Source organism: Arthrobacter sp. LT660 (assembly GCF_056172845.1).
The window spans coordinates 3,450,490-3,473,698 of sequence record NZ_CM149651.1 but is presented as its reverse complement, the minus strand read 5'-3'; the positions used below and the strand labels follow the sequence as shown (position 1 = coordinate 3,473,698).

The window sequence follows — 23,209 nt, the reverse complement described above, 5'->3', positions numbered from 1 at the left end:
CGCGGGAGCGCGGCGCTCTCCCCCGACCAAGGAGCAACCGTGACCAGAAGCGACCCGTCCGTCGAGGAACCCGACGAGAGGAACATCGAGGTCGAGGACCACCCGAAATCATGGGTGGCGGGGCTGCCGGGCGTCTACCATTCCATGCAGCCAGCCCTGAAGCACATGGGCCCGGTGCGCACGGCGAAGACCGTCATGAAGATGAACCAGAAGGACGGCTTCGACTGCCCCAGCTGCGCCTGGCCCGACCCCCACAAACGCAAGGCGTTCGAGTTCTGCGAGAACGGCGCCAAGGCCGTCACCTGGGAGGCCACGCCCGTGGTCATCGACTCGGACTTCTGGGCCGAACACCCCGTGAGCGAACTCCGGCAACGCTCCGAATACTGGCTTGGCATGCAGGGCCGGCTCACCGAGCCCGTGCACAAGCCGGCCGGGGAGGACCACTACCGGCCGATCTCCTGGGACGGCGCCATCCGCATCCTCGCGGATAAGCTCAAGTCTCTGGACTCCCCCGACCAGGCCGCGTTCTACACGAGCGGCCGCACCTCCAACGAGGCCGCTTTCCTCTGGCAGCTGTTCGTCCGCGGCTACGGCACCAACAACCTGCCGGACTGCTCCAACATGTGCCACGAGTCCTCCGGCGTCGGCATGGGAGAGACCATCGGCGTCGGCAAGGCCACGGTCACGTTCGAGGACTTCGCCAACGCGGACCTCATCATCGTCATGGGCCAGAACCCGGGCACCAACCACCCGCGGATGCTCACCGAGCTGGAGGCGTGTAAGGAGAACGGCGGGAGCATCGTCGCGGTCAACCCGATGCCCGAGGCCGGCCTGCGCCGGTACAAGAACCCGCAGAAGGTCAAGGGCATCATCGGCCACGGCACCGACCTGGCCGACCAGTTCCTGCACATCCGGCTCGGCGGAGACATTGCCCTGCTGCAGGCCGTCACCAAGCGCGTGTTCGACGCCGAGGACCGCAACCCCGGGACCGTCCTGGACCACGCGTTCCTGGCCGAACACTGCGAGGGGCTCGAGGAGCTCCGGGCGCACCTCGCCAACGTCGACGAGGCCGAGGTCCTGCGCGCCACCGGGTTGCGGGCCTGGGAAATCGACGAACTCGCCGAGCGTTACATCGCCTCGGAGAAGACCATCATCACGTGGGCCATGGGCATCACGCAGCAGAAGCAGGGGGTCGCGACCATCAAGGAGATGATCAACCTGCTCCTGCTGCGCGGAAACATCGGAAAGCCGGGCGCCGGCGCGTCTCCGATCCGCGGCCACAGCAACGTCCAGGGCGACCGCACCATGGGCATCTGGGAGCAGATGCCGCCCGCCTTCATGGATGCCCTCGGCCGCGAATTCGCGTTCGATCCGCCCCGGGAACACGGCGCCGACTCCATCGCCACGATCCGCGGCATGCGCGACGGGAAGATCAAGGTCCTGGCCGCGCTCGGCGGCAACCTGGTCGCCGCCATCTCCGACACCCACGTGGCCGAGGCCGCCGTGGAGCAGACCGAGCTGACGGTCCAGATCTCCACCAAGCTCAACCGCTCGCACACCGTCGTCGGCGACGAGGCGCTGATCCTCCCGACCATGGGCCGCACGGAGATCGACGTCCAGGAGTCCGGACCGCAGTTCGTGTCCGTCGAGGACACGGTCTGCGCCGTCCACCCCTCGGCCGGAAGCGTCGAACCGGTCTCCCACAAGCTCCTGTCCGAACCGGCCATCGTCAGCCGCATCGCAGACGCCGTTCTGGGCGACAAGATCGCCGCGGACTGGCGAGGCTTCGAGAAGAACTACGACCGCATCCGAGACCACATCTCCCGCGTGGTGCCCGGCTGTGAGAACTACAACACCCGGATTCGCCAGGAGGGTGGCTTCATCCTGGCGCACGGACCCCGTGACTCGCGCACGTTCCCCACGCCCTCGGGGAAGGCCATCCTGACGGTCAACCACCTCGAACCCCTCGAGGCGCCGCCGGGCACGCTGATCCTGCAGACACTGCGCTCGCACGACCAGTTCAACACCACGATCTACGGCCACAACGACCGCTACCGCGGCGTCCGGAAGGGCCGCGACGTCGTCTTCGTCAACCCCGCGGACATGGCCGAGCTGCGCCTCGTGGACGGTGGCTTCGTGGATGTGCGCGGAGTCCACGACGACGGCGTCGAGCGAGTCCTGCCCGCGTACCGGGTGGTGGCGTATCCGACGGCGCGCGGCTGCGTGGCGGCCTACTACCCCGAGGCGAACGCCCTGGTGCCCCTCGACGCCGTCGTCGACGGCAGCAACACGCCCGTCTCGAAGGCAGTGATCGTGAAGTTGGAGCCCGTGGAGGCGCCGGCGTAACCACGCGACTCCACTGGCTCCCTCCCCCACCACGCGAAGTGGACATTTCCTCGCTTTATAACGGTAGGAAATGTCCACTTCGCGTGGTTGGTGGGTGGGCAGAGGGGGTGGAGATGCCTAGGTCACCGCTTGGCGGGTCCGGAACTCCTCGGCGTCCCAGGCCCGCGTGTCCAAGACATCGCGCAGGGCCTCGACCGCGTCCCACACGTCCACGTGGGACGTGTACAGCGGCGTCACCCCGAAGCGGAGCACCTCCGGCTCGCGGTAGTCCCCGATCACGCCGCGGGCGATCAGCGCGCTCATCACCGCGTACCCCTCGGGGTGCCGGAAGCTGACGTGGCTGCCGCGCTCGGCGTGGGAGCGCGGGGTCACCAGCTCCAGCGGATGCGCCGCGCAGCGCGCCTCGACGAGTCCGATGAACAGGTCGGTCAGCGCCAGCGACTTCGCCCGGACCTGGCCCATGTCCGCGTCCAGCGAGACGTCCAGCCCGGTCTCAACCATGGCCAGGCTCGTCACGGGCTGGGTTCCGCACAGAAAACGGTTGATGTTCGACGCCGGTGCGTACGCGTCCGCCATGGCGAACGGCTTTGCGTGCGACCACCACCCGGACAAAGGCTGCCAGAACCGCTCCTGGTGCCGGGCGTTGACCCAAATGAATGCTGGCGAGCCCGGCCCACCATTGAGGTACTTGTACGTGCAGCCGACCGCGAAATCGGCCTCGGCCGCGTTCAGGTCCACCGGAACGGCGCCAGCCGCGTGGGCGAGGTCCCAGATCACCAGCGCACCGGCGTCGTGCGCCTGGCGAGTGACCGCCGGCAAGTCCCACATGGAACCGGTGCGGTAGTTCACGTGTGAGAGGGAGACGACGGCGACGGAACCGTCCAGCGCCGCCTCCAACGGGAGTGCGTCGTCGACCAGGCGGACCTCGTAGCGGGTCCCCGTCTCCTCGGCCACGGAGTTGAGGAAGTCGCTGATGCCCTCGGCGATGTAGATGTCCGTCGGGAAGTTGTCGCGCTCGGTAAGGATGACCCTGCGCTGCGGTGCGTCCACCTGCTGGATGCGCACGGCGGAGGCGAGCGCCTTGAAGAGGTTCAGGCTGGTGGTATCCGTGACCACGGTTTCGCCGTCCCGCGCCCCGATGAGCCGGGCGAGCTTGTCACCCAGGCGCGCGGGGAGGTCGAACCAGCCGGCCGTGTTCCAGCTGCGGATCAGGCCCTTGCCCCAGTCCTCGGCGACGATTTGCGTGGCGCGCTCCAGCGCCCCGACCGGGAGCGCGCCGAGCGAGTTCCCGTCCAAATACACGACGCCGTCCGGCAACACGAAGCGCTCCCGAAACGCGCGCAGCGGATCCGTCCGGTCGGCGGCCTCGCAGGCCGTGCGGTCGGTGGGCCGAATCGTCTTCGTCATGTGCTCAGTCAACCAGCCCCGCGAACTCGTCGGCGACCAACCGGCCGATCTTCCGTCCGGCGGCATCGAACGCCGGGTGCAGGTCCACGGGTGCCTCGTCGCGGCGGTACACGCGGCCGGCGTCGTCCAGCAGGCACGCCACCTCGCCGTTGCGCTGGACCGCCCAGAAGCGGTGCGCGGCGTCGTCCGGCTGGCCGCCGCTCCCGCCGCCGTCCTCGCCGTCGGGGTGGTTGCCGGGCTGGCCGCCGCCGAGGCTCCGGCGTCGTTCCTCCGCGCCGGGAAAGTCGGCGAAGAGGTGCTCGGCGGGCCGGTGGCCCGGCCCGATGGCCAGGGCCGAGCGCACCTCGCACGGCCGCGTGGACGTCGATCCGCCCGCGACCAGCGCGGTAACGATCCGGTAGGTCAACAGCGGCCCGGCGGTGCGCAACGACCGCTGCGGGGCGGGCAGCCCCGCGGCCTGCTCGAGTTCCAGGACGGTCCCCAGCGCCGGCGACGTGAAGACGCGCGACCACTCGACGCTGAGGTCGGGAGCGCTGCCGTCCTCCCCGACGGTCAGGTCCCCCGCCCGGTTAATGTCGATCGTGCGGACGCCACGCACCTCGTCGAAGAGGCCGAGACTGTCCCGGGGGCCGTCGCCGGAGGCTCGCGGGCCGTCACGCCACTCGCGGATCGCCAGTCTGGCGTGCCGGCGGCACAGCTCCGTGGCGATCCACCAGCTCCGGGCGTTGACCAGCCAATAGTCGTATGTCTTGCCGTTTTCGGTATGCGTCGCCATGAAACCATCCTGCCCCTCATCACGGACGGGCGATAGGAAAAACTTGTTCGGCGCATCGAACCGGTCGGGCTCGCCACGCGTCCTAGTGAGTGACACGAGGACTAGGCGCTCAAGGGGCGGGGTGCGCGGGCGAGGAGACCGGAGTACACCATGCACACCACCATCACCGAGCGGGCGTCGTTTCTCGACCGTCCCATGTCCGAACAGTCCACCCGGAAGTTCGTCGGCGGGCTGGTTCTGGTGGCCCTGACCGCCTGGGGCCTCACCGTTTACCTTTCGACCCAGGTCGCGGTCGACAACACGACCCATCTCGTGGCGCTGGCGGTCCACATCGTGTCCATGGCCGCGGCCTTCGGCGTGGTCCTGCTGGTGGACTGGCACGGGTTCCTCTGGCTGCTGCGCCGGCGGCGGCTCAGCGAAACCATACGGCTGGACGGCGCCGCCACCCCGCTGATCTGGGGCGGGCTGGCCGGCATGATGGTCAGCGGCGTCTTCCTCAGCCCCGACCTGACGTCCGCGCTGACGGTGACCAAGCTGGCCGCCGTATTGATTCTGACGGTCAACGGGATCCTGCTCATTCCCCTGATGCGGCGGCTGGTGCAACTCCCGCCGACGACGACGTTCGGCGGCCTCCCTATGGGTCAGCGCATCCACATGCTGCTCGGGGCGTCCATTTCGCAGGCCGCCTGGTGGACGGCCATCCTCGTGGGGTTCGTGAACGCGTCCTCGTAGGGCCAAACTGTCCCCGGCCCGTGGTGTTCTGGTGGTGTCGCCACGAAAGGGGGACACGAGATGCCGCCGCAAGGGCGCCCGGGCGAGCGTTCCCGTCCCATGCCCGCCCCGTCCGGTCGCGGGACCGGAGCACTGCCCGCCCACGCGCCCACGCCGCGAGCCCACGCAAGGGTGCTGCCGGCGCACGCGACGCTCATGGAGCTGCGGACCGCCGGCTGGACCCTTGCGGACGTTGCCGACACCTACCTGGTGTCCGCGGAGGAGGTACGGAATGCGCTGGTCGCCGGCCATCCGCGCCAGCCGGCGACGTAGCGTCGCAGCGGGCATAAGCACTTGTCAAACCGCAACAATCAACCTCTCGATATTCCGCTCCGATGCTCCTACCATGCAGCTATAGGTCGATTTCGCTCGACAGCCGGCCCCCGCCGGGGGGCGGATATTGATGAGGAGAGCACGATGACAACGGCAGGTCACATCAGCGGCCGCACGGCCCACAGGTCAAACGTTCAGACGGCCTCCCTCGCCGTCGGCGCCGTATTCCTTTTGGTTGGTCTCCTCGGCTTCATCCCGGGCGTCACCACCAACTACGACCACCTCTCCGTGGCTGGCCACACCTCGGAGGCCATGCTCTTCGGGGTCTTCCAGGTTTCGATCCTCCACAACATCGTCCACCTGTTGTTCGGTGCGGCGGGCGTGGCGATGGCCAAGACGGACTCGGGGTCGCGCAACTTCCTCATTTGGGGCGGCGCCGTCTACCTGGTCCTGTGGATCTACGGCTTGGTTGTCCCGCATGAGAGCGCCGCGAACTTCGTTCCCGTGAACATGGCGGACAACTGGCTGCATCTGGTCCTCGGTGTCGGCATGATCGCGCTGGGTGTCGTGTTGACGCGCGACCACACGTGGCACCGGCGCAGCACAACGTGACGCCGTTCGACCCGATGCGAAGGAACACGCCATACGTCCATCGATTGATGCGCTAAAGCGTTAATGCGCCAAGTGGCGGACCACCGTTCGCGTGGTCCGCCACTTGGTTGCATGAGGGGCTCGTTTCACCCCTTTGCGTGGGGCTTGAATGCCCCAGCGTGAAGGGCTATTAGCCGGGGAGGTCCAGCTTGTCTCCCACGAAGATCAGGTTGGCGTCCGCGACGACATCCTGATTTACGGCGAAGACGGCCTTCCAGCTGTCGATCCCGTGGTCCTCGGCGATCGTGGCCAAGGTCTCACCGGCCTGAACCGTGTGGTCCGCTCCGGAGTCCTTGACGTCGGTGGCCACGTGCTTGCCGTGTCCTGCGGCCTGCTTGGCCGGCTCGGCGATCTCTGCCTGCGGGGCTTCGGCCTGCGGAGCCTCGGCCTTGGGGGCTTCGGCACGGTGCTTCGGCGCGGCCTGAACCTCGGTCGCGGCGGGAGCCTCGACCTCGGCCGCGGCGCCGGAGATGGAGCCTTCCTTGCCGGACAGCCCCAGTTCGGCCGAGCATGCCGGCCAGGCACCCCAGCCCTGACCCGCCAGGACCTTCTCGGCAACGGCGATCTGGGTGGACTTGCTGGCGTTGGCCGCGCTACCGGTGCCGCCGAACGCCTCCCAGGTGCTCTGGCTGAACTGCAGGCCGCCGTAGTAGCCGTTGCCCGTGTTGATGCTCCAGTCGCCGCTGGACTCGCACTGCGCGAGCGCGTCCCAGGTTGCGGTGGAGGCGGCGGAGGCGGGTGCCGCCCCCAGGCCCGCGGCCGCACCGGTCAGTGCCAGTGCCGCGACGCCGCCAGCGACGCCGGCGCGGGTGAAACGGGAAGTTTTATTGGACTTCTGGTTCACGATTCTCCGGGTGCCATCCCACGCTCGGACCGTCCCCGGCCTTCGGTGCGCCATCGTCCGGCGTCGAATTGGTTTCAAGGCATGTGCCGTCCGGTGGACGATGGTGGATACCGGACGGGCTGGCCAGCTTCGATCGTCCCGAACGAGGGGCGTTATCAAAACGTGACTATTCGACAATAGGTGAAACACCCTCCCCCGCGTCAAACCAAAATCGTCCTTCCCAGTGGTTTAACAGTTTTTACACAAGCTTCGCGGTGCCCACGCCAGCCCCTGAGCATCACCGTTCCCGAGGGAACGCCGTTCATCGACTACGAGCGGGAATTCGACTTCCCCGTCGGCGACGTCTTCCGCGCCCACGCCAAACCGGACCTGATCAAAGAGTGGCTCAGGCCGCGCCGCCTGACGATCGAGATACCACTTCGACGTCCACTCCGGCGGCGCCTACAGGTATGAGCACATCGGACTGGACTGTGACCGCTGCCGGCTCCGCGGCCGCGCCGTCTACCCGGATGTGGAGTCGCGCAACGGCATGGCGGCCTCCGGCATGGAGTCCGGAATGACCGAGGGGTACGAGCGGCTCGACGAGCCACTGAGCGGAGAGCCCGGCGACCCAACCCCCCGACCCAACCCCCTGGGCCGACGCCGAGCCGCGTAACGCGGGCGCGTCTATTCGTCGTGGCCCTGGTCACCGCTCATGGAGCCCTCGGCGGGCGGTGTCTCGCCCGGCGGCACGCCGCCACCGGGCTCCAGCCCGGTGATCGTCTGCGACAGCGGATCCGGGTTCGGCCCGCTCCCCTGCTCCGTTGAGCCCTGGTCACCCTCGTTACCGGCCTCGTTCTCCTCGTCGGAGTATTTGCCGGTCCCGGCGATCAGATCGTCGAAGGTGTCGCCGTCGTTGGTGGTTCGATCCTGGTCAGACATGGTTTTGCCTTTCGTTGGGTGCCTACGCGGCGAGGACTGCCTTGATCTCTCGGACGAACGCCTCGAGGTCGGCCGGCGTCCTGGACGTGATGAGGGTGAACGCGCCGTGGCTGTCGACGACGACCTCCTCGTCGCTCCATTCGGCGCCCGCGTTGACCGTGTCGGTCCGTACGGACTTGAACGACGTCAGCTTCCGTCCCTTCACGAGATCGGTCTCGACGAGCAACCACGGAGCGTGGCAGATGGCGGCAACCGGACGACCGGAGGCGGCAAACGCGTTGACGATCCGCTGCGCATCCGGATCCAGCCGCAGGGAGTCGGAGTTCCCGGTCCCGCCCGGGACCACCAGCAAATCGTAGGCGGCATCGTCCACGTCCGACATCGCCGCGTCGGCGCTTTGTTCGGTGCCCGGCTCGCCACCCGACGTCGTCGCGACCGCCCCTGCCTCGACGGCGGCAACGGTCACCTCGGCACCGGCGGCCCGCAGCTCCTCCACCGGAACCGCGAGCTCGTCCTGCTCCACGCCAGCGTTCGTGGATACGACCAGAACCTTCTTGCCTGAAAGATCGGACATGCAAACCATCCCTTCCGTTGAAGTCGGTGTTCGGTGCCCACGCTGGCACTCAACACCGGCCCATGCAAGCCCTGAGCCGTTCGCCCGGCTCGGCTAAGCCTTCCCCAGCACGTGCCGCAACGCCGCTTCCAGGGTCCGGTGGCGGAACTCGTAGCCCCACGATTCGGACTTCGCCGCGGACACGCGCTGGTCCGCCCCGGTCAGCTCCCGCGCGCCCTGTTCGCCCAACAACAGCCGCGGCCCGAACGCGGGGACGGGCACCGCGGCGGGACGGCGGAGCACCCGAGCCAGGGTTTTGGCGTAGTCGCGGGCCGTGACGGGAACGGGCGCGACCGCGTTCACCGGCCCGGCCGCCGCATCTTCCCCGTCCTCGAGCACGGCGAACGCGTACAGGCCCACGATGTCGTCGATGCCGATCCAGCTCTGCCACTGATCGCCGCCCAGCGGCCCGCCGACCCCCGCCACGTACAGCGGCAAAAGCCGCTGCAGGATGCCGCCCGACGGCGACTGCACCAGACCCGTACGCAGGTTCACGACGCGCACACCGGCCTCGCGCGCCGGATCGCACGCCTTCTCCCAGGCACCGCAGACCTGCGCCAGAAAACCGTCTCCCTCTGCCGCATCCTCCGTCAACGGTGTCGGCCACGACGGGCTCGGTCCCGCGTCGTCGGCCGCGGTTTCCTCGGCGACTTCCCCAGCGCCGTCCAGCCCCGCGCCTTGCGGCCGCGTGCCGTCCGGACCCGCACCGTGCGGCCCTGTGCGATGCGGTTGCGTGCCGTAGTAGCCGATTCCCGACGCCCCCACCAGGGTCCGACGCCGGCCGTCCCCCGCCAGTTCTGCCAGCGTGCGCGCGATGAGGGACGTGCCCGCCGTTCGGCTGAACATGACCTTCTGTTTCATTTCCGGCGTGAAGCGCCCGCCGATGGACTGGCCGGCGAGATGTACGACCGCATCGCACGAGCGCAACGCCTCGGCGTCGAGCACGCCCCGCTCCGGATCCCACCGGACCTCGTCCGGGCCACGCGGCGCACGGCGCACCAGACGGATCACGCGGTGCCCTCCCCCGGCCAACAGCGCGCACAGCTGCGTGCCGATCAGCCCCGAGGCCCCCGTGACGGCCACGGTCCGGGGCGCGCCCGAATGCAGGGAGTGGAACCGCAGGTCGGCCAGTAGTTGGCGCTCCCGGTACGCGAAGATGCGCCGCAGCTCGCGGGCGAACAGCTCCTCCGACCAGCGCGCGGCGCGGCCCCAGGGAAGCTTGGACAGCAGGGGCAGTTCGGAAACAACCGGAAGCGTCGACGCCAGCGGCAGCTCGAACTCGATGCGGTCGCGCATCACGGTCCCGGGCCGCCCGCCCGCGCCGGCGTCGCCGTCCGCGCCGACAGGGCCGGCCAGGCTGTCCGCAGCGCCCGCTCCAGCCGCGTCGCCGGCGTCGTCCTCGAACGTGTGCGTATGCTCCCAGTGCTCCAGCGGGCCGGAGTCCATGACGTCCGTGAAGGACCGCCCCGGGTCCAGGCGGGTGTGCCGCGCGTGCCACGGGATCTCGGGGCGGGCCCACCCGGGCAGCGGAAGCAGTCCCGCCGCCACGCCGGCCACGGAGCCGGCTCCGATGCCCAGGACGCCGGGCGCGCCCACGCCGATCACCGCCGTTGAACCGACCTCGATGCCCTCGGTCGGTTCCTGCCGGACGCTGCCGGAGAACGGCGGGCTCAGCCTGACCAGCGCGCCGGGGCGGGCGAACCAGGCGAAGACCTCGGCGCGGGGATGGGGAATAACGGTGGTGTACTCGAAAACGGCCATGGTCCCACTATTGCCGACGCGGCGGACCGTGGATACCCGCACGCCCTTCCGCGCACCACCACGGGCCGGTAGCGTGGCGCCCGAAGCCACAGGAGACCCCGACCCCAGGAGACCCGCCATGGACTACACGCTCACCATCGCCACGCCGCGACCTTCACCCAGAAGCTCGGCCAGGACGCCGGCGACGCCCTCGGCGGCTACATCATCCTCGGCGCCTGCAACCCGCAGCTGGCCCAGCGTGGCATCACGGCCGAACCGGAGCTCGGCGCCACCGAGACCACCATCGAGTCGATCGATCCCCAAGCCATGGTCAAGCTGAGCTCCAGCGACGCCACCCGCGAGATCGCCGACGACGCGGGAAACCGCCTGCAGGCTGCGCTGGACGGGATCGCGGGCGGGTAACGCCGCATTTCGCACCGGTGGAACCACGGGTCCAGCCGTAGACTAGGCTGGGTGGAAGGTGAGCCGGGAAGTCTGGTCGGCAGATTGCACAGTCGACCCCTTTTTCAGGAGATCCCGTGGAAAACCCCACACCCCCATCCGAACGCGCCACCCCCGGCCGCCGACCGCTGATCGGACGAGGCAGCTACGCCGAAGCCCTGCGCATCGGCGAGATCCTGCGCATGGAGACCGTCGGAGGCGCGCTGCTCGTCGCCGCCGCCGTGATCGCGCTCATCTGGGCCAACTCCCCGGCTTCGGACAGCTACTTCGCCCTTCGCGACTTCAAGATCGGCTACGAACCGTGGCACCTGGACCTGAGCCTGGGCGCCTGGGCGGCCGACGGCCTGCTTGCCGTCTTCTTCTTCCTCGTGGGGCTGGAACTCAAGCGCGAGGTCGTCGCCGGGGACCTGCGCAACATCAGCAAGGCGATCGTGCCCGTCGCCGCGGCCGTGGGCGGCGTCGTGATTCCGGCGCTGGTCTATGCGGCGATCAACTGGGGAAACCCCGAAACCATCCGCGGCTGGGCCATTCCCACGGCCACGGACATCGCCTTCGCCGTCGCGGTGCTGGCCGTCATCGGCTCCCACCTGCCCACCCCGCTGCGCATCTTCCTGCTCACGCTCGCCGTCGTGGACGACCTCATCGCGATCGCGATCATCGCCTTCTTCTACACCAGCGACATCAATACGACGGCGTTGCTCCTCACCCTCGTGCCCATGGCCCTCTACGCACTCCTGGCGCAGCGCTTCCGCCGCTTCTTCGGGCTGAAGCCGGCCGCCGCCTGGCTGATTCTGCTGCCGCTCGGCATCGTCGCATGGGCCCTGCTCCACGCCTCGGGCGTCCACGCGACCATCGCCGGCGTGGTGCTGGGCTTCGCCATCCCGGTCCTGCGGAGCAAGGCCGACGGCGGCCCCGAGGCCGGTCCCGGACTCGCGGAGATCTTCGAGCACCGGTTCCGTCCCGTCTCCGCCGGATTCGCCGTGCCCATCTTCGCGTTCTTCTCCGCCGGCGTCGCCGTGGGCGGCCTCGAGGGACTCGGCTCGGCCCTTACCGACACCGTCACCCTCGGCATCGTCGCCGGCCTGGTGCTCGGCAAGCCGGTCGGCATCCTGCTGTTCACCTGGATCATGGCTAAGTTCACCCGTGCCACGCTTGACCCGCAACTCAAATGGGTGGACCTCACCGGCGTCGGGCTGCTCGCCGGCATCGGGTTCACGGTCTCGCTGCTGGTCGCGGAGCTCAGCTTCGGGCTCGGCGACCCGGCGAACGACCACGCCAAGGTCGCCATCCTGCTGGCTTCGGTACTTGCCGCGCTGTTGGCCGCCGTGCTGCTCGGCGCGCGCAACAAGGCCTACCGCAAACTCGAGGCCGAGGAGCGGGTGGACGCCGACCACGACGGGATCCCGGACGTCTACCAGCGAGGCGAGTAGAGCATCGAGTAGCGCGGGTCGCCTGGTCCCCGCGGGGCTCAGGCGACCGCCCCGCCGAGCAACGCGAACGACGCCGCCACGGACCCGCCGATGACGGCCGCGAACCCTGCCAGCCACACCACGGACGGCACCCCGGTGGCGCGCGCCAGGATGTACGCGTCGGACGACGACGCCTGGCCCGGCCGGGCGTGGACCCGGGCCACCTTGAACCAGTCCTTCACGGAGCCGACCACCAACGCGATCCCGAGCGACACGGCCACATAGGCGACGGCCTCCGCCGGCGTGAACACGACCAGCGCCTGTGCGATGGCCGCGCAGACGACGGCCACCAGCATCCCCATGGGGTTGCGGATGAAGAGCAGCGCCACCAGCAGCAGAAGCGCGCCGACGGACAGCGCGGCGCCGGCCCAACCCCCGCACGCGGACCAGATCAGCAGCATCCCCGCGACCGCGGGGGCCGGGTAGCCCCAGAACCCGGCCCAGGCGGCTCCGGCTTTGCCGCGGCCGTGGCTGACCATCTCCCCCGAGTGGTCCAGCCGCAGCCGGATGCCCCGGACGATCCGTCCGGTGCTCATCGCCGCGAGCGCGTGGCCGAGTTCGTGGGTGAACGTGACGAACAGCCCGAACCACCTCCAACTGGCCCGCGGGACGGACAACGCGATCGCCGCCGCGATGATCAGAACCAAGGTGATGGCGGGGGCATTCAGGGGCACGCCGCGGGCGAAACCGGCCACCACGGCGTCCCACCAGCCGTTCCACGAGGCCGTCCACCAGCCGGGATCGGCGGTCGTGGCGGCGTTTGCCGGGAGATGTCGCAGAATATTCACGGATCGAGGCTATGCGACCATTCTGTGAGGGCCGTCCAAAGTTTCGGCGGTTACCCTTGTATGGTCAATCTTTTTCGGGCCGCATCCATGCGCCGCCCGCCGCCGGGAGGAAGGAAGCACAGTGCTCGGAGCCGCCGCCGCGCGCCTCGCCGCGGTGCTGGCCGTCGCCGTCGTGCTTCCCCTGATCCTGGCCGCCGCCCTGGCTGGGGGCGGAGCACCGGATACGGGCGCATCCCCCACCGCACCGGACCTAAACGCCGTGGTGTCCGTCGCGGCGGACCAGCCGGACTACGAGGACGTGCGGTGCCCCGACGGCACCCCGGACCCCGCCTGCGCACCCGCCGACGAGTCGAGCCCGACGATGCCCACGGTCTCGCCGCGCCCCGATTCCGACTCCCTGTGGGGGGCGCGGCGCCACGACGGTACCGCCGCCGAACTGCGCGGCCGCGGGGCGGCGGCACGGGCGCCCAACCTCGTGGAACTCTCCATCAGCCGGACGTAGGGCACCCGCGCCCGCCTTCCGCCGCTACCATGGCGGTGGGTTGCCCCCGCGTCCGCCCCGGACGCAACCTGCGACCACGCACTACGGAGACGCCATGCCCCAACCACACGAACCCGCCCCCCGGGACGACGCCGACGCGCCGGTTGCCCGCGGCCCGCGCCGCGCGCTGGTCGCGGCGATCGCCGCACTCGTCGTCGCGGTCGGCGTCGGCGGCTGGCTGCTCGGCACGCTGACGACGGGCACCGACTACCCGTCCGAGATGTCCACCGACGCGGGGTTCGCCCGCGACATGCAGACCCACCACAACCAGGCCGTTCAGCTCTCGCTGATGGTGCGCGACCGCTCGGAGAACGAGGCGGTCCGCTCCATCGCATACGACATCGCGACCACGCAGGCCCAGCAGTCCGGCCAGATGTTCGCCTGGCTCCAGATCTGGGGACTGCCGCAGACCGGCGACCGCCCCGCCATGGCCTGGATGGAGGACTTCGTCTCCGAGGACGGGGAAGGCCACGCGAGCCACTCCGCCGACTCGGCGGAGCCCTCCGGCCACACGATGGCGTCCATGGGCATGGCCTCCGCGGAGGACCTGGAGAAACTGTCCTCGGCCACCGGCGCGGAAGCGGACCGCCTGTTCCTGCAACTGATGCTCGAACACCACAGGGGCGGGGTGGCCATGGCAGAGGCCGCCATCGACCGCGCCGAGAAACCCGTGGTGCTCGATTTCGCCCGCAAGACGATCACCGCCCAGTCATCGGAGATCAACGCCCTCAACGACCTGCTCGCCAAACTCGGCTGAGCGACGACGAAAGATACGGACACCACCATGGAAAACACCCCCCGCACGCCATCCAAGCGCGAGCACGCCCAGCAAATGGTCGCCCAACAGCAGGCGAAGGCCAAGCGCACGCGGCTGATCACCATCGCGATCGCGGTCGCCGCGATCCTCGCGATCGCCATCCCGACCACGATCGTCATCACCAAGGAAGCCGCTGAGAAGGACGCGTTGGCCGCCGAGGCCGCCAAGCCGATCGAGGGCGTCCAGGAGTTCGAGATCGCCAGCTCCAACCACACCGAGGCTCCGGTGGAATACGAACAGAGCCCCGGAGTCGGCGGCGACCACTTCCCCGGCTGGGCGAACTGCGGCATCTACAACACGGAGGTCGTCGAGACGCATGCCGTCCATTCCCTGGAGCACGGGGCCGTCTGGATCACCTACAACGAGGACGCCACCGAGGCCGACGTCACCGCGCTCAAGGAACTCGTCGGCGAACGCACCTACATTTTGCTGACCCCTTTCGCCGCGCAGGAGGAGCCCATCAAGCTCAGCGCCTGGGGCGTCCAGATGGTCGCCGATTCCCCGTCGGACCCGCGCGTGGAGACGTTCATCCAGAAGTACCGCCAGGGCGCGCAGACCCCCGAGCCCGGCGCGGCCTGCACCGGCGGCATCGACGGCTAACGCGCGGACGGTTCCCCGGCTGACCGCCGGGGAATCGTCATCGGATCGTCACCGCTGGACGGCACCCCTGACCCGGGTTGCTCCCTACGCTTAACGGAGCCCGTTTCGTCAGGAAGTAGTAGCGCCCCATGCCGTCGTCGCCGTCCCGCAAATTGTCCGTTCTTCTCGCCACCGCCGCCCTGCTGGTCCTCGTGGCGGCGTCGTTCGTGTTCCTTCCCGGCCGTTCCGGCTCGACCGCGGGCGACGCCACCCCGCGCATGGCGGACCCGGCCCTGGCCGTGGCCGCCGGTGCGGACGTGGTGCGGTTCGCCGTCGTCGGGGACTCGATCACCGCGGACCACGCGTACCCGCGCGACGTCGCGCGCCGCGTCGTCGGCCAGCGGTCCTGGGTCAACTTCGCCCAGGGCGACGCGACCGCGTTCGTCGGCGGCTGGGCCGTCGGCGGCGCCACCACCGCGCAGATGGCCGACGGAGCTTCCCCGATCGCCGCGGACGTACTGGTCCTGATCGCGGGCACCAACGACATCCACGCCGGCGTTCCGTTCGTGGAGATCGGCTCCAATCTGGAGCGGATCGTGGAGACGGTCGGCGTCCCCCGCGTGCTGGTGTCCTCCGTGCCGCCGCGCGACGCGTTCGCGCTCCGGACGCTCGCCTACAACGCCTGGCTGGAGCGTTTCGTCTCCGACCACGGCTGGGACTGGGTGGACGCCTCCGCGGGCCTGCGCTCCGCGGACCCGGGGCGCTACGCCGAGGGACTCGCCTACGACGGCGTCCATCCGTCCCGCGCGGGCGCCCGGGTGATCGGCACCGCCATCCGGGCAGAACTGCGCGAACAGCCCACCGCGGTGGACGCCCCGGCCCCGGTGGTCCCGGACTCCGAAGCGGTCCCGGACGCCGAGGTGGTTCCTGACACCGAGGTGGTTCCGATGCCGGGCGCCACCGAGGAGTCCTAGTCAGGCGAGGCCTCCGCCGCGGGTCACTTGTTCCGGTGGCCCCCGGCGGCTACCGCATCGACTCGAGTTCCTTGCCCTTGGTCTCCTCGACGAACTTCCACACGAAGAACAGCGACAGCAGCGCGAACGAAGCGTAGAGGCCGTAGGCGAGGACCAACCCGATCTCGGCCAGGTACGGGAACGACGTGGTGATGACGAAGTTGGCGAGCCACTGGGCGGCCGCCGCTACGGACAGGGCGATCGCGCGGATCTTGTTGGAGAACATCTCTCCCAGCAGGACCCAGACCACCGGGCCCCAGGTGGCTCCGAAGGAAACCACGAACAGGTTGGCGGCGATAAGCGCCACGACGCCCCACGGCTGCGGCAGCGAAACGTCGTCGCCGGCTCCCGTGGACTGGCTGAAGCACACCGCCATCAGGCCCAGGGACAGCGTCATGCCCGCGGAACCGGCCAGGAGCATCGGACGGCGCCCCACCTTGTCCACGAGGGCGATGGCCAGGATCGTCACCGCAATGTTGGTGATGGAGGTGATCACCGTGACGGTCAGCGAGTTCGACTCGGTGAACCCGACCGAGCGCCAAAGGCTGGTCGAGTAGTAGAAGATCACGTTGATGCCGACGAACTGCTGGAAGACGGAGAGCGCGATGCCGACCCAGACGATCGGTAGCAGGCGGCCCTTGCCGCCGAACAGCGAGCCCAGACTCTGGCGCGTTTCCATGTTGATGGTGGCCTTGATGGCGGCCAGCTTCTCCTCCACCGCCTCCTTGGTGCGCAGTCCCACGACGTCGCCGAGGACGACGCCGGCCTCCGCGAACCGGTTCTTGGACACGAGGTAGCGCGGCGACTCGGGCAGGCGCCAGGCGAGCGCGCCGTAGAGGACCGCCGGGACGATCTCCGTCAGGAACATCCACCGCCACGCCTCGAGTCCCAACCAGGTGACCTCGCTGGCGCCCCCGGCGACGGAGGCGATCAGCGCGTCCGAGAGCAGCGCGACGAAGATGCCGGTGACGATCGCCAGCTGCTGCAGCGAGCCCAGCCGGCCGCGGCTGTGCGCCGGGGAGACCTCGGCGATGTAGGCGGGGGCCAGCACGGAGGCCATTCCGACGCCGATGCCGCCGATGAAGCGCCACGCGATGAGGTCCCCGACTCCGAAGGCCAGGCCGGAGCCGACGGCCGAGACGGTGAACAAGACTGCTGCCAGCAGCATCGCCCGCACACGGCCCTTCCGATCGGCCAGGGGTCCGGCGATCCAGGCGCCGGCCATCGCGCCGAGGAGGGCGCAGGAGACCGTGAAGCCCAGCAGCACGCTGCCCAGGCCGAACTCCTCCTGTATGGCGTCCACCGCCCCGTTGATGACGGCGCTGTCGAATCCGAAGAGGAAGCCACCGAGGGCCGCCACCCCGGCGACCATCACGACCTTCCGCGGCGTGGTTTGTGCTGTGGTGTTTGCTGGCATCTGTCCATGCTAACCGTCATGGCCGTGCCCGGGACTAGGCTGGAATCCCCACAACTTCAGGAGAACCATGGCCAACCTCGTGCCCCCGCTTTTGACCACCGCCGGACTCGTCGGCGGATTCCAGACCGCTCGCTCCACGGGCAACCGTCCGCTCGGCGGCGCCGTGTTGGCCGCCGCCGGGACCGCGGCGTTCATTCTCTGGAAGCGCGACGCCGGAACCGGCCGGGCCGCGGCGCTGACGGTGCTCTACGTGCTGGCCTTCGGTGGATCGCACCCGCTGGCCAAGCGGATCGGCGCCTGGCCGGCAGTGTATTCGGTGGCCGGCGCGACCGCCGCCGCGTCCCTCGTTTTCGGATCCCGGCGGGCCTAACGCGCCCCGGTTCCGGCCGGCGCGTTCCAAACTGTCGGAGGCCCGCTGTGTACTGGAGACGTTCAGCAAACGCAGCGGTGCGGAGCGGTTGGCGGCCAGTTGGGGGACGGCCGCCGGTGCACGGGAGAAACGTGCACGGGGGAACCCGCGCCACACCGCGGTCCGTGGGCTGGGCATCCCATCGGGAACCTGGCCGGACAACGTCCGGCGCGGGGGCACCGCACAGGTGTCCGGCCAGGTTCCCACCTTCCCTGGCGGGAGGCACCGACGCCGGGGCCGGGCACACCAGCCCGGCCCCGGCGTCGTACTGTTTGCGCGGTGACGTTCCGGTTCCATGTCTTCCGTGTCGATAGGCTGGCGGCATGCGATCCCCCATCGAGAGCTATCTGCGCGAGCTCCACGCCGACCTGTCCAAGAACAAGGACGGCGTCCCGTTCCAGGGGATCCCGGCCATGGCCGCCGTCGACCCGGACAACTTCGCCATCGCGCTGGCCACCGTGGACGGCTACGTCTACGAGGTCGGCGACGCGGACACGGAGTTCACCATCCAGTCGATTTCCAAGCCCTTCACCTACGGGCTCGCGCTCGAGGACCTCGGCCTGGAGGCGGTGGACGAGAAGGTCGACGTCGAACCGTCGGGCGACGCCTTCAACGAGATCTCCCTCTCGCGCGAGACCGGACGCCCGGCGAACGCCATGATCAACGCCGGCGCCATCACGGCAACCTCCCTGATCAAAGGCTCCGGCGGACGCGACCGGTTCGCGCGGATCCTCTCCACCTACTCCGACTTCGCCGGACGCCCGCTGCGCGTCAGCGAACAGGTCCACCGCTCCGAGGCCAAGACCGGACACCGCAACCGCGCCCTGGCGTACCTGCTGCGCAGCTTCGGGATCATCGAATCCGAACCCGACGCGCACGTCGACGACTACTTCCGCCAGTGCTCGGTGCTGGTGACCACGCGGGACCTCGCGGTGATGGCCGCGACCCTGGCCAACGGCGGCACCAACCCAGTGACCGGCAAGGCCGCGCTCGGGATCGAGGCCGTCCAGCGGGTGCTCTCCGTGATGACCACCTGCGGGATGTACGACGACGCCGGGTCCTGGACCTCCGCCGTCGGAATGCCGGCCAAGTCCGGGGTCGGCGGCGGGCTCATCGCCGTGCAGCCCGGGCAGGTGGGGCTCGCCGTCTACTCTCCCCCGCTGAACGCGCACGGCTCCTCCGTGCGGGGCATCGCGACGTCCGAACGGATGGCCGAGGACATGGAGCTGCACTTCGTGCGCGCGGCCCGGATCGGAAAGTCCGCGATCCGCGACAGCTACGACATCACCGATTCCCCCTCCGGCGTCCGCCGCAACGACGAGGCGGCCGAGGTGCTGGGAGCCCACGGCCACCGCGCCCGCGTGGTCGAGTTGAACGGCGACCTGCTCTTCGCCGGAACCGAGTCCATGGTGCGCGCCGTCAGTGCGCTCGAGGACACGGTCGAGCTCGTGATTCTCGACGTGCGGCGCGTGGACGAGGTCAGCCCGGTGTCCATGCGCATGATCGCCGAGCTCCGCGACGGGCTCGCCGCGGCCGGTCGGCGGCTGGCGCTGATCGAGGCCGAGGGCCCGATCGCCGACGCCGTCGACGCCTGCGACCCCGCCGGCGCGGGCACGGAGGACGTCCCGCTGTTCGCGACCCGCAACGACGCGGTGGAATGGGCGGAGGAACGGCTCATCACGGGGCACGGGGACCCGGGTCTGGTTCCGGACAGGGTCGATATCCCCGACTTCCCCGCCCTGGCCTCGCTGCCGCCGGAGGACATCGCGGCGCTCGAGAAGCGGATGGAGCCGAGCACCGTCGACGACGGCGGGGTGATCCGCCGGGTCGGCCAGAAGTTCGGCGGCGTGTACTTCATCCTCTCCGGAAAGGTCGCCACCAGCAGCAGGCACAACGGCCACCGCTTCCGGCACTCGACGCTGGGCGCCGGGATGACGTTCGGCGAGATCGCCCTCGGCGGCGCGACCAGCGGCCAGTCCGTCCGCGTCACCGCCGAGGGCCGGGTGCGCCTGATGGTCCTGAGCGCCGAGGCCATCGCCGTCCTGGAGACCGAAGAGCCCCGCCTGGCGCTGGACTTCTGGAAGGCCGTGGCGCGGGACGCATACACGCGCGTCGAGCAGAACCTCAAGGAGGCCGCGGTGCGCATCCGCGACTAGCGCTCGCTTTTCATTCACAAGATCCGGAGGCATGGCAGATGACGCGGGACACCGACTACGACGACTTCGCCGAGGCGTACTCGGCCGAAAACGAAACGAGCCTGCTCAACGGCTTCTACGAACGGCCCGCGATGATCAACCTCGCGGGCGATGTCCGTGGTCGTCGGGTTCTGGACGCCGGGTGCGGTTCCGGGCCGCTCGCGCAAGCCCTCGGCGACCGCGGCGCCCGCGTGACGGGATTCGACTCCAGCGAAGCGATGATCGCCCTGGCCCGGCAGAGGTTGGGCGCCGAGGCGGAGCTGCTGCTGGCCGACCTGGGGCGGCCGCTTCCCTTCGGCGACGACGCGTTCGACGATGTGGTCGCTTCGCTGGTTTTCCACTATCTGGAGGACTGGCTGGGCCCGTTGCGCGAGGTGCGGCGCGTCCTGCGGCCGGGCGGCAGGCTCATCATGTCCGTCAACCATCCGATCCTCTATCCCTGGACCAATCCCGGCTCCGACTACTTCAAGCCCACGAGGTATTCCGATGAACTCGTCTTCGATGGCCAACCGGCGATCCTCACGTATTGGCATCGACCGTTGCACGCGATGACGGACGCGTTCGCGGAGGCCGGCTTCCAGATCGAGGTGGTCGGCGAGCCGCCGTTCTCCGCGGAGGCGCCCCCGGAACTCATCCCGCCCCAGTGCGAGGGCAGGGACTCGTTCTTGAGTTTCATCTTCTTCGTTCTGCGAGTGAAACCGTAATAGTTTACATTTCAATTGAAGTTTGGTACCATAGAGGTATGAACACCACTCCGAACCAGACCACCTTGACCGCCGCACAGACCGTCCTGCGGGTCGTCATCGGCCTCCTCTTCGTCGCCCACGGGGCGCAGAAGTACTTCGAATGGACCATTGCCGGCACCCAGGGCGCCTTCGCCCAGATGGGCATCCCCCTCGCCTCGATGACCGCCCCCGCCGTCGCCACGCTCGAACTCGTCGGCGGCCTCCTGCTCGTCCTCGGACTGTTCACCCGTCCCGTTGCGGCCCTGCTGGTGCTGAACATGCTCGGCGCGATCTTCCTGGTCCACGTCGCTGCCGGCGTGTACGTCGAAAACGGCGGCTACGAGCTGGTGCTCGCCTTCGGTGCGGGCGCAGCCGCCATCGCGCTGCTCGGCGCCGGCCGCCTCTCACTGGACCACGTCCTCTTCGGCCGCCGCCGCGCCGCCGCGGACCAGACCGTCGTCGCCGAGAAGCAGAAGGTCGACGCCGGAGCCTAGCCTCCGCAGCACACCACAACAGTTCCGGGCGGGCACTTCGGTGCCCGCCCGGAACTTTTCTGTCCACGGCCCCTTGCGCCCGGCGAGACTTCGTCCCGAAGGTTCGGCGTCCAGAAATTCGCCGTCCCCTAGGCTGATGGCATCCGGATCGGACCGGACGGCGACGGCGGGGGGAAACGCATGGCACGGTGCATTCCGGAAGAACCGGATTTCTCGGACGGACAATCGGCCGAGCGCGCGGTTTGGGCGCGGCTGCGCTCCGAACTGCCCGACGACGCCATCCTCGCCCATTCGGTGCAGGTCCGGCACGGCAACAACGAACACGAGATCGACCTACTCGTCCTGTGGCCCGGCGTCGGCCTGGCCGCGATCGAGGTCAAGGGCGGGCGCGTGACCACGTCCGGCGGCGCCTGGCGGCAGTCGGACGCCAAGGGCGCCCACCGCATGAAGGATCCGCTGGCCCAATCGCAGGGCTCCATGCACGCATTCAAGACCTGGATCGAGGAGCGCACCGGCGGGCGGCTTTCCAGCCGCTTCGCCTATCTGGCGTGCCTGCCCTACACCGACATCCCCGCGGACTGGGACGCCGCCGGCCATCCGCGCGGCCTCATCCTCGACGCCGGCGACCTCGCCGGGCCCCTCGCCCAGACCCTGCGGCGGGTCATCGAAACGGAGGGATCGGGCACCATGGCGCTCGCGTCCACGTTCGCCGACCGCATCGCCAAACACCTCGCCCCCACGCTCGACGCCGGAGAGTCGCCCCGGGGCACCGCGCGCGAGGTCGAGGACCAGCAGGACCACCTCACCGAGAGCCAGAAGGTGCTGCTCTCCGCCACCCGCTCCCTCCCCCGCGTCCGGTTCGTGGGCGGGGCGGGCAGCGGCAAGACCTGGCTGGCGCTGCAGAAGACGAAGTCGCTGTGCAGGGACGGAAAGCGCGTGGGCCTCTTCTGCTACAACAAGGGCCTCGGCGAGTACCTGCGGCGCGAGGTGGGCACCTGGAAGCACGCGCGCCCCGTGTTCACCGGCGAGTTCCACGAATACGCCAAGGCGCTCGGCGTTCCGGACGGCACCGGCCAGGACTATTTCGACGCCGACATGCCTGCCCTGTTGCGCCGGAAGGCCCGCGGCCTCGCCGACGGGGAGCGGCTCGACGCCGTCGTCGTCGACGAGGCACAGGATTTCGCACCGCTGTGGTGGGACGCGCTGCTGGCCTGCACGCGGGATCCCGATTCCGGGGAGGTCTACGCCTTCATGGACGACCGGCAGGACGTCTACAGCCGCTGGGACGGCGGCGTCCCCGGCACCGGGAAGGGCGGTTCGCCGCCGGCGCAGCTCGCCACCATCCACGTGGACGACAACCTCCGGAACACGCGCCAGATCGCCGGGATCTTCAAGCCGCTGGCGCCGGAGATGTTCACGCCGCGCGGCGGAAGCGGACCGGCCGTGCGCCTCGTTGAGTGCACCACGCCGGACGCCCTCGGGCTCGCGGGCGATTGCGTCGACGCCCTGATCGGCGAGGGCTGGGCGAACAACCAGATGGCGCTGCTGACCACACACCATCGGCACCCCGTCCACCAGGAGCACCACGACGCCGGGACCACCGACGCGTACTGGCGGGAGTTCCACGACAACGAGGCGGAGTTCTACGGCCACGTCCTCGGGTTCAAGGGGCTGGAACGGTCCGTGGTGGTCTTGTGCGTGGACGGGTTCAAGGACCCCGCGCGCGCCAGGGAACAGCTGTACGTCGGGCTCTCGCGGGCACGCTCCCTGCTGGTCGTCGTGGGGGATCCGGACCTGCTGGCCGAAGTCGGGGGCCGCGGACTCGCCGCCGCGCTCGGATCGACCCGGAAATGGGTGCCGGACGCCCCGTAGCGGTCGCGGTCCGGGGCCAAAGTGTCGGGGCCGGCTGTTAGATTCGGGACAAGGCCGGGGAACCCCTCCCGGGCCAGTTTGGGGAGG

At 69.5% G+C, this 23,209-nt stretch carries 22 protein-coding genes; 14 read left to right on the top strand and 8 right to left on the bottom strand.

Annotation, left to right across the window (positions count from 1 at the left end):
* The first annotated feature begins 39 nt into the window (after window positions 1–39).
* A complete protein-coding gene (locus AC0QSG_RS16200; protein ID WP_435726992.1) occupies window positions 40–2,346 on the top strand; it encodes an FdhF/YdeP family oxidoreductase in 2,307 nt (768 codons plus the stop codon).
* A gap of 117 nt (window positions 2,347–2,463) precedes the next feature.
* Here AC0QSG_RS16200 and kynU read toward each other — a convergent pair whose 3' ends face one another.
* Window positions 2,464–3,753, bottom strand: a complete 1,290-nt coding sequence (gene kynU, locus AC0QSG_RS16195) for a kynureninase (protein ID WP_475376149.1) — start codon at window positions 3,751–3,753, stop codon at window positions 2,464–2,466.
* A 4-nt stretch (window positions 3,754–3,757) separates the two neighbouring features.
* Window positions 3,758–4,528, bottom strand: coding sequence for a TY-Chap2 family putative peptide chaperone (locus tag AC0QSG_RS16190; protein WP_475376148.1), 771 nt, complete (start codon window positions 4,526–4,528; stop codon window positions 3,758–3,760).
* Between the two features lie 150 nt (window positions 4,529–4,678).
* Between AC0QSG_RS16190 and AC0QSG_RS16185 the strand changes: the two genes are divergently transcribed.
* From AC0QSG_RS16185 to AC0QSG_RS16175, 3 genes are all read left to right on the top strand, one after another.
* On the top strand, window positions 4,679–5,260 hold the full coding sequence (locus AC0QSG_RS16185; RefSeq protein WP_475376147.1) for a hypothetical protein: 582 nt from the start codon (window positions 4,679–4,681) through the stop codon (window positions 5,258–5,260).
* A gap of 99 nt (window positions 5,261–5,359) precedes the next feature.
* Complete coding sequence (locus AC0QSG_RS16180; protein ID WP_475376146.1) at window positions 5,360–5,572, top strand: hypothetical protein; 213 nt, start codon at window positions 5,360–5,362, stop codon at window positions 5,570–5,572.
* A 144-nt stretch (window positions 5,573–5,716) separates the two neighbouring features.
* Window positions 5,717–6,184, top strand: coding sequence for a DUF4383 domain-containing protein (locus AC0QSG_RS16175; protein ID WP_475376145.1), 468 nt, complete (start codon window positions 5,717–5,719; stop codon window positions 6,182–6,184).
* A 169-nt stretch (window positions 6,185–6,353) separates the two neighbouring features.
* Here AC0QSG_RS16175 and AC0QSG_RS16170 read toward each other — a convergent pair whose 3' ends face one another.
* The 4 genes from AC0QSG_RS16170 to AC0QSG_RS16155 form a co-directional block, all read right to left on the bottom strand.
* Window positions 6,354–7,067 (bottom strand): transglycosylase family protein, encoded by a 714-nt coding sequence (locus AC0QSG_RS16170; RefSeq protein WP_475376144.1) that lies wholly within the window; start codon window positions 7,065–7,067, stop codon window positions 6,354–6,356.
* Between the two features lie 666 nt (window positions 7,068–7,733).
* Window positions 7,734–7,988 carry a DUF6480 family protein gene (locus AC0QSG_RS16165; protein WP_435726999.1) on the bottom strand — a complete coding sequence of 85 codons (255 nt, stop codon included), beginning with the start codon at window positions 7,986–7,988 and terminating at the stop codon, window positions 7,734–7,736.
* A 22-nt stretch (window positions 7,989–8,010) separates the two neighbouring features.
* A complete protein-coding gene (locus AC0QSG_RS16160) occupies window positions 8,011–8,562 on the bottom strand; it encodes a type 1 glutamine amidotransferase domain-containing protein (RefSeq protein ID WP_475376143.1) in 552 nt (183 codons plus the stop codon).
* Between the two features lie 93 nt (window positions 8,563–8,655).
* A complete protein-coding gene (locus tag AC0QSG_RS16155; RefSeq protein ID WP_475376142.1) occupies window positions 8,656–10,362 on the bottom strand; it encodes an SDR family oxidoreductase in 1,707 nt (568 codons plus the stop codon).
* 518 nt (window positions 10,363–10,880) lie between these two features.
* Here AC0QSG_RS16155 and nhaA point away from each other — a divergent pair.
* Entirely contained in the window at window positions 10,881–12,233 is a 1,353-nt protein-coding gene (gene nhaA / locus AC0QSG_RS16150; protein ID WP_475376141.1) for a Na+/H+ antiporter NhaA, read from the top strand.
* Window positions 12,234–12,271: 38 nt separating this feature from the next.
* Here the strand turns inward: nhaA and AC0QSG_RS16145 are convergent, their stop codons facing one another.
* The gene (locus AC0QSG_RS16145) at window positions 12,272–13,060 is read right to left on the bottom strand and encodes a M50 family metallopeptidase (protein WP_475376140.1); all 789 of its coding nucleotides are present in this window, start codon (window positions 13,058–13,060) and stop codon (window positions 12,272–12,274) included.
* Between the two features lie 121 nt (window positions 13,061–13,181).
* On the opposite strand from AC0QSG_RS16145, the gene AC0QSG_RS16140 reads away from it, so the two are divergent.
* The 4 genes from AC0QSG_RS16140 (at window position 13,182) to AC0QSG_RS16125 (ending at window position 15,971) form a co-directional block, all read left to right on the top strand.
* A complete protein-coding gene (locus AC0QSG_RS16140) occupies window positions 13,182–13,562 on the top strand; it encodes a hypothetical protein (protein WP_475376139.1) in 381 nt (126 codons plus the stop codon).
* 94 nt (window positions 13,563–13,656) lie between these two features.
* The gene (locus tag AC0QSG_RS16135) at window positions 13,657–14,358 is read left to right on the top strand and encodes a DUF305 domain-containing protein (protein WP_475376138.1); all 702 of its coding nucleotides are present in this window, start codon (window positions 13,657–13,659) and stop codon (window positions 14,356–14,358) included.
* Between the two features lie 27 nt (window positions 14,359–14,385).
* Window positions 14,386–15,018, top strand: a complete 633-nt coding sequence (locus tag AC0QSG_RS16130) for a DUF3105 domain-containing protein (protein ID WP_475376137.1) — start codon at window positions 14,386–14,388, stop codon at window positions 15,016–15,018.
* A gap of 128 nt (window positions 15,019–15,146) precedes the next feature.
* Window positions 15,147–15,971, top strand: a complete 825-nt coding sequence (locus tag AC0QSG_RS16125; RefSeq protein WP_475376136.1) for an SGNH/GDSL hydrolase family protein — start codon at window positions 15,147–15,149, stop codon at window positions 15,969–15,971.
* A 49-nt stretch (window positions 15,972–16,020) separates the two neighbouring features.
* Here AC0QSG_RS16125 and AC0QSG_RS16120 read toward each other — a convergent pair whose 3' ends face one another.
* Window positions 16,021–17,427 carry a sugar porter family MFS transporter gene (locus AC0QSG_RS16120; protein WP_475376135.1) on the bottom strand — a complete coding sequence of 469 codons (1,407 nt, stop codon included), beginning with the start codon at window positions 17,425–17,427 and terminating at the stop codon, window positions 16,021–16,023.
* Between the two features lie 67 nt (window positions 17,428–17,494).
* Between AC0QSG_RS16120 and AC0QSG_RS16115 the strand changes: the two genes are divergently transcribed.
* The 5 genes from AC0QSG_RS16115 to AC0QSG_RS16095 all read left to right on the top strand — a co-directional run bounded on the left by AC0QSG_RS16115 (window position 17,495) and on the right by AC0QSG_RS16095 (window position 23,122).
* Window positions 17,495–17,797 carry a hypothetical protein gene (locus AC0QSG_RS16115; protein WP_475376134.1) on the top strand — a complete coding sequence of 101 codons (303 nt, stop codon included), beginning with the start codon at window positions 17,495–17,497 and terminating at the stop codon, window positions 17,795–17,797.
* Window positions 17,798–18,159: 362 nt separating this feature from the next.
* Complete coding sequence (gene glsA / locus AC0QSG_RS16110) at window positions 18,160–19,992, top strand: glutaminase A (RefSeq protein WP_435727010.1); 1,833 nt, start codon at window positions 18,160–18,162, stop codon at window positions 19,990–19,992.
* A gap of 38 nt (window positions 19,993–20,030) precedes the next feature.
* The gene (locus tag AC0QSG_RS16105) at window positions 20,031–20,735 is read left to right on the top strand and encodes a class I SAM-dependent methyltransferase (protein WP_475376133.1); all 705 of its coding nucleotides are present in this window, start codon (window positions 20,031–20,033) and stop codon (window positions 20,733–20,735) included.
* Window positions 20,736–20,773: 38 nt separating this feature from the next.
* Window positions 20,774–21,250 (top strand): DoxX family protein, encoded by a 477-nt coding sequence (locus tag AC0QSG_RS16100; RefSeq protein WP_435727012.1) that lies wholly within the window; start codon window positions 20,774–20,776, stop codon window positions 21,248–21,250.
* A gap of 180 nt (window positions 21,251–21,430) precedes the next feature.
* Window positions 21,431–23,122 (top strand): nuclease-related domain-containing DEAD/DEAH box helicase, encoded by a 1,692-nt coding sequence (locus AC0QSG_RS16095; RefSeq protein WP_475376132.1) that lies wholly within the window; start codon window positions 21,431–21,433, stop codon window positions 23,120–23,122.
* The last annotated feature ends 87 nt before the right edge of the window (window positions 23,123–23,209 follow it).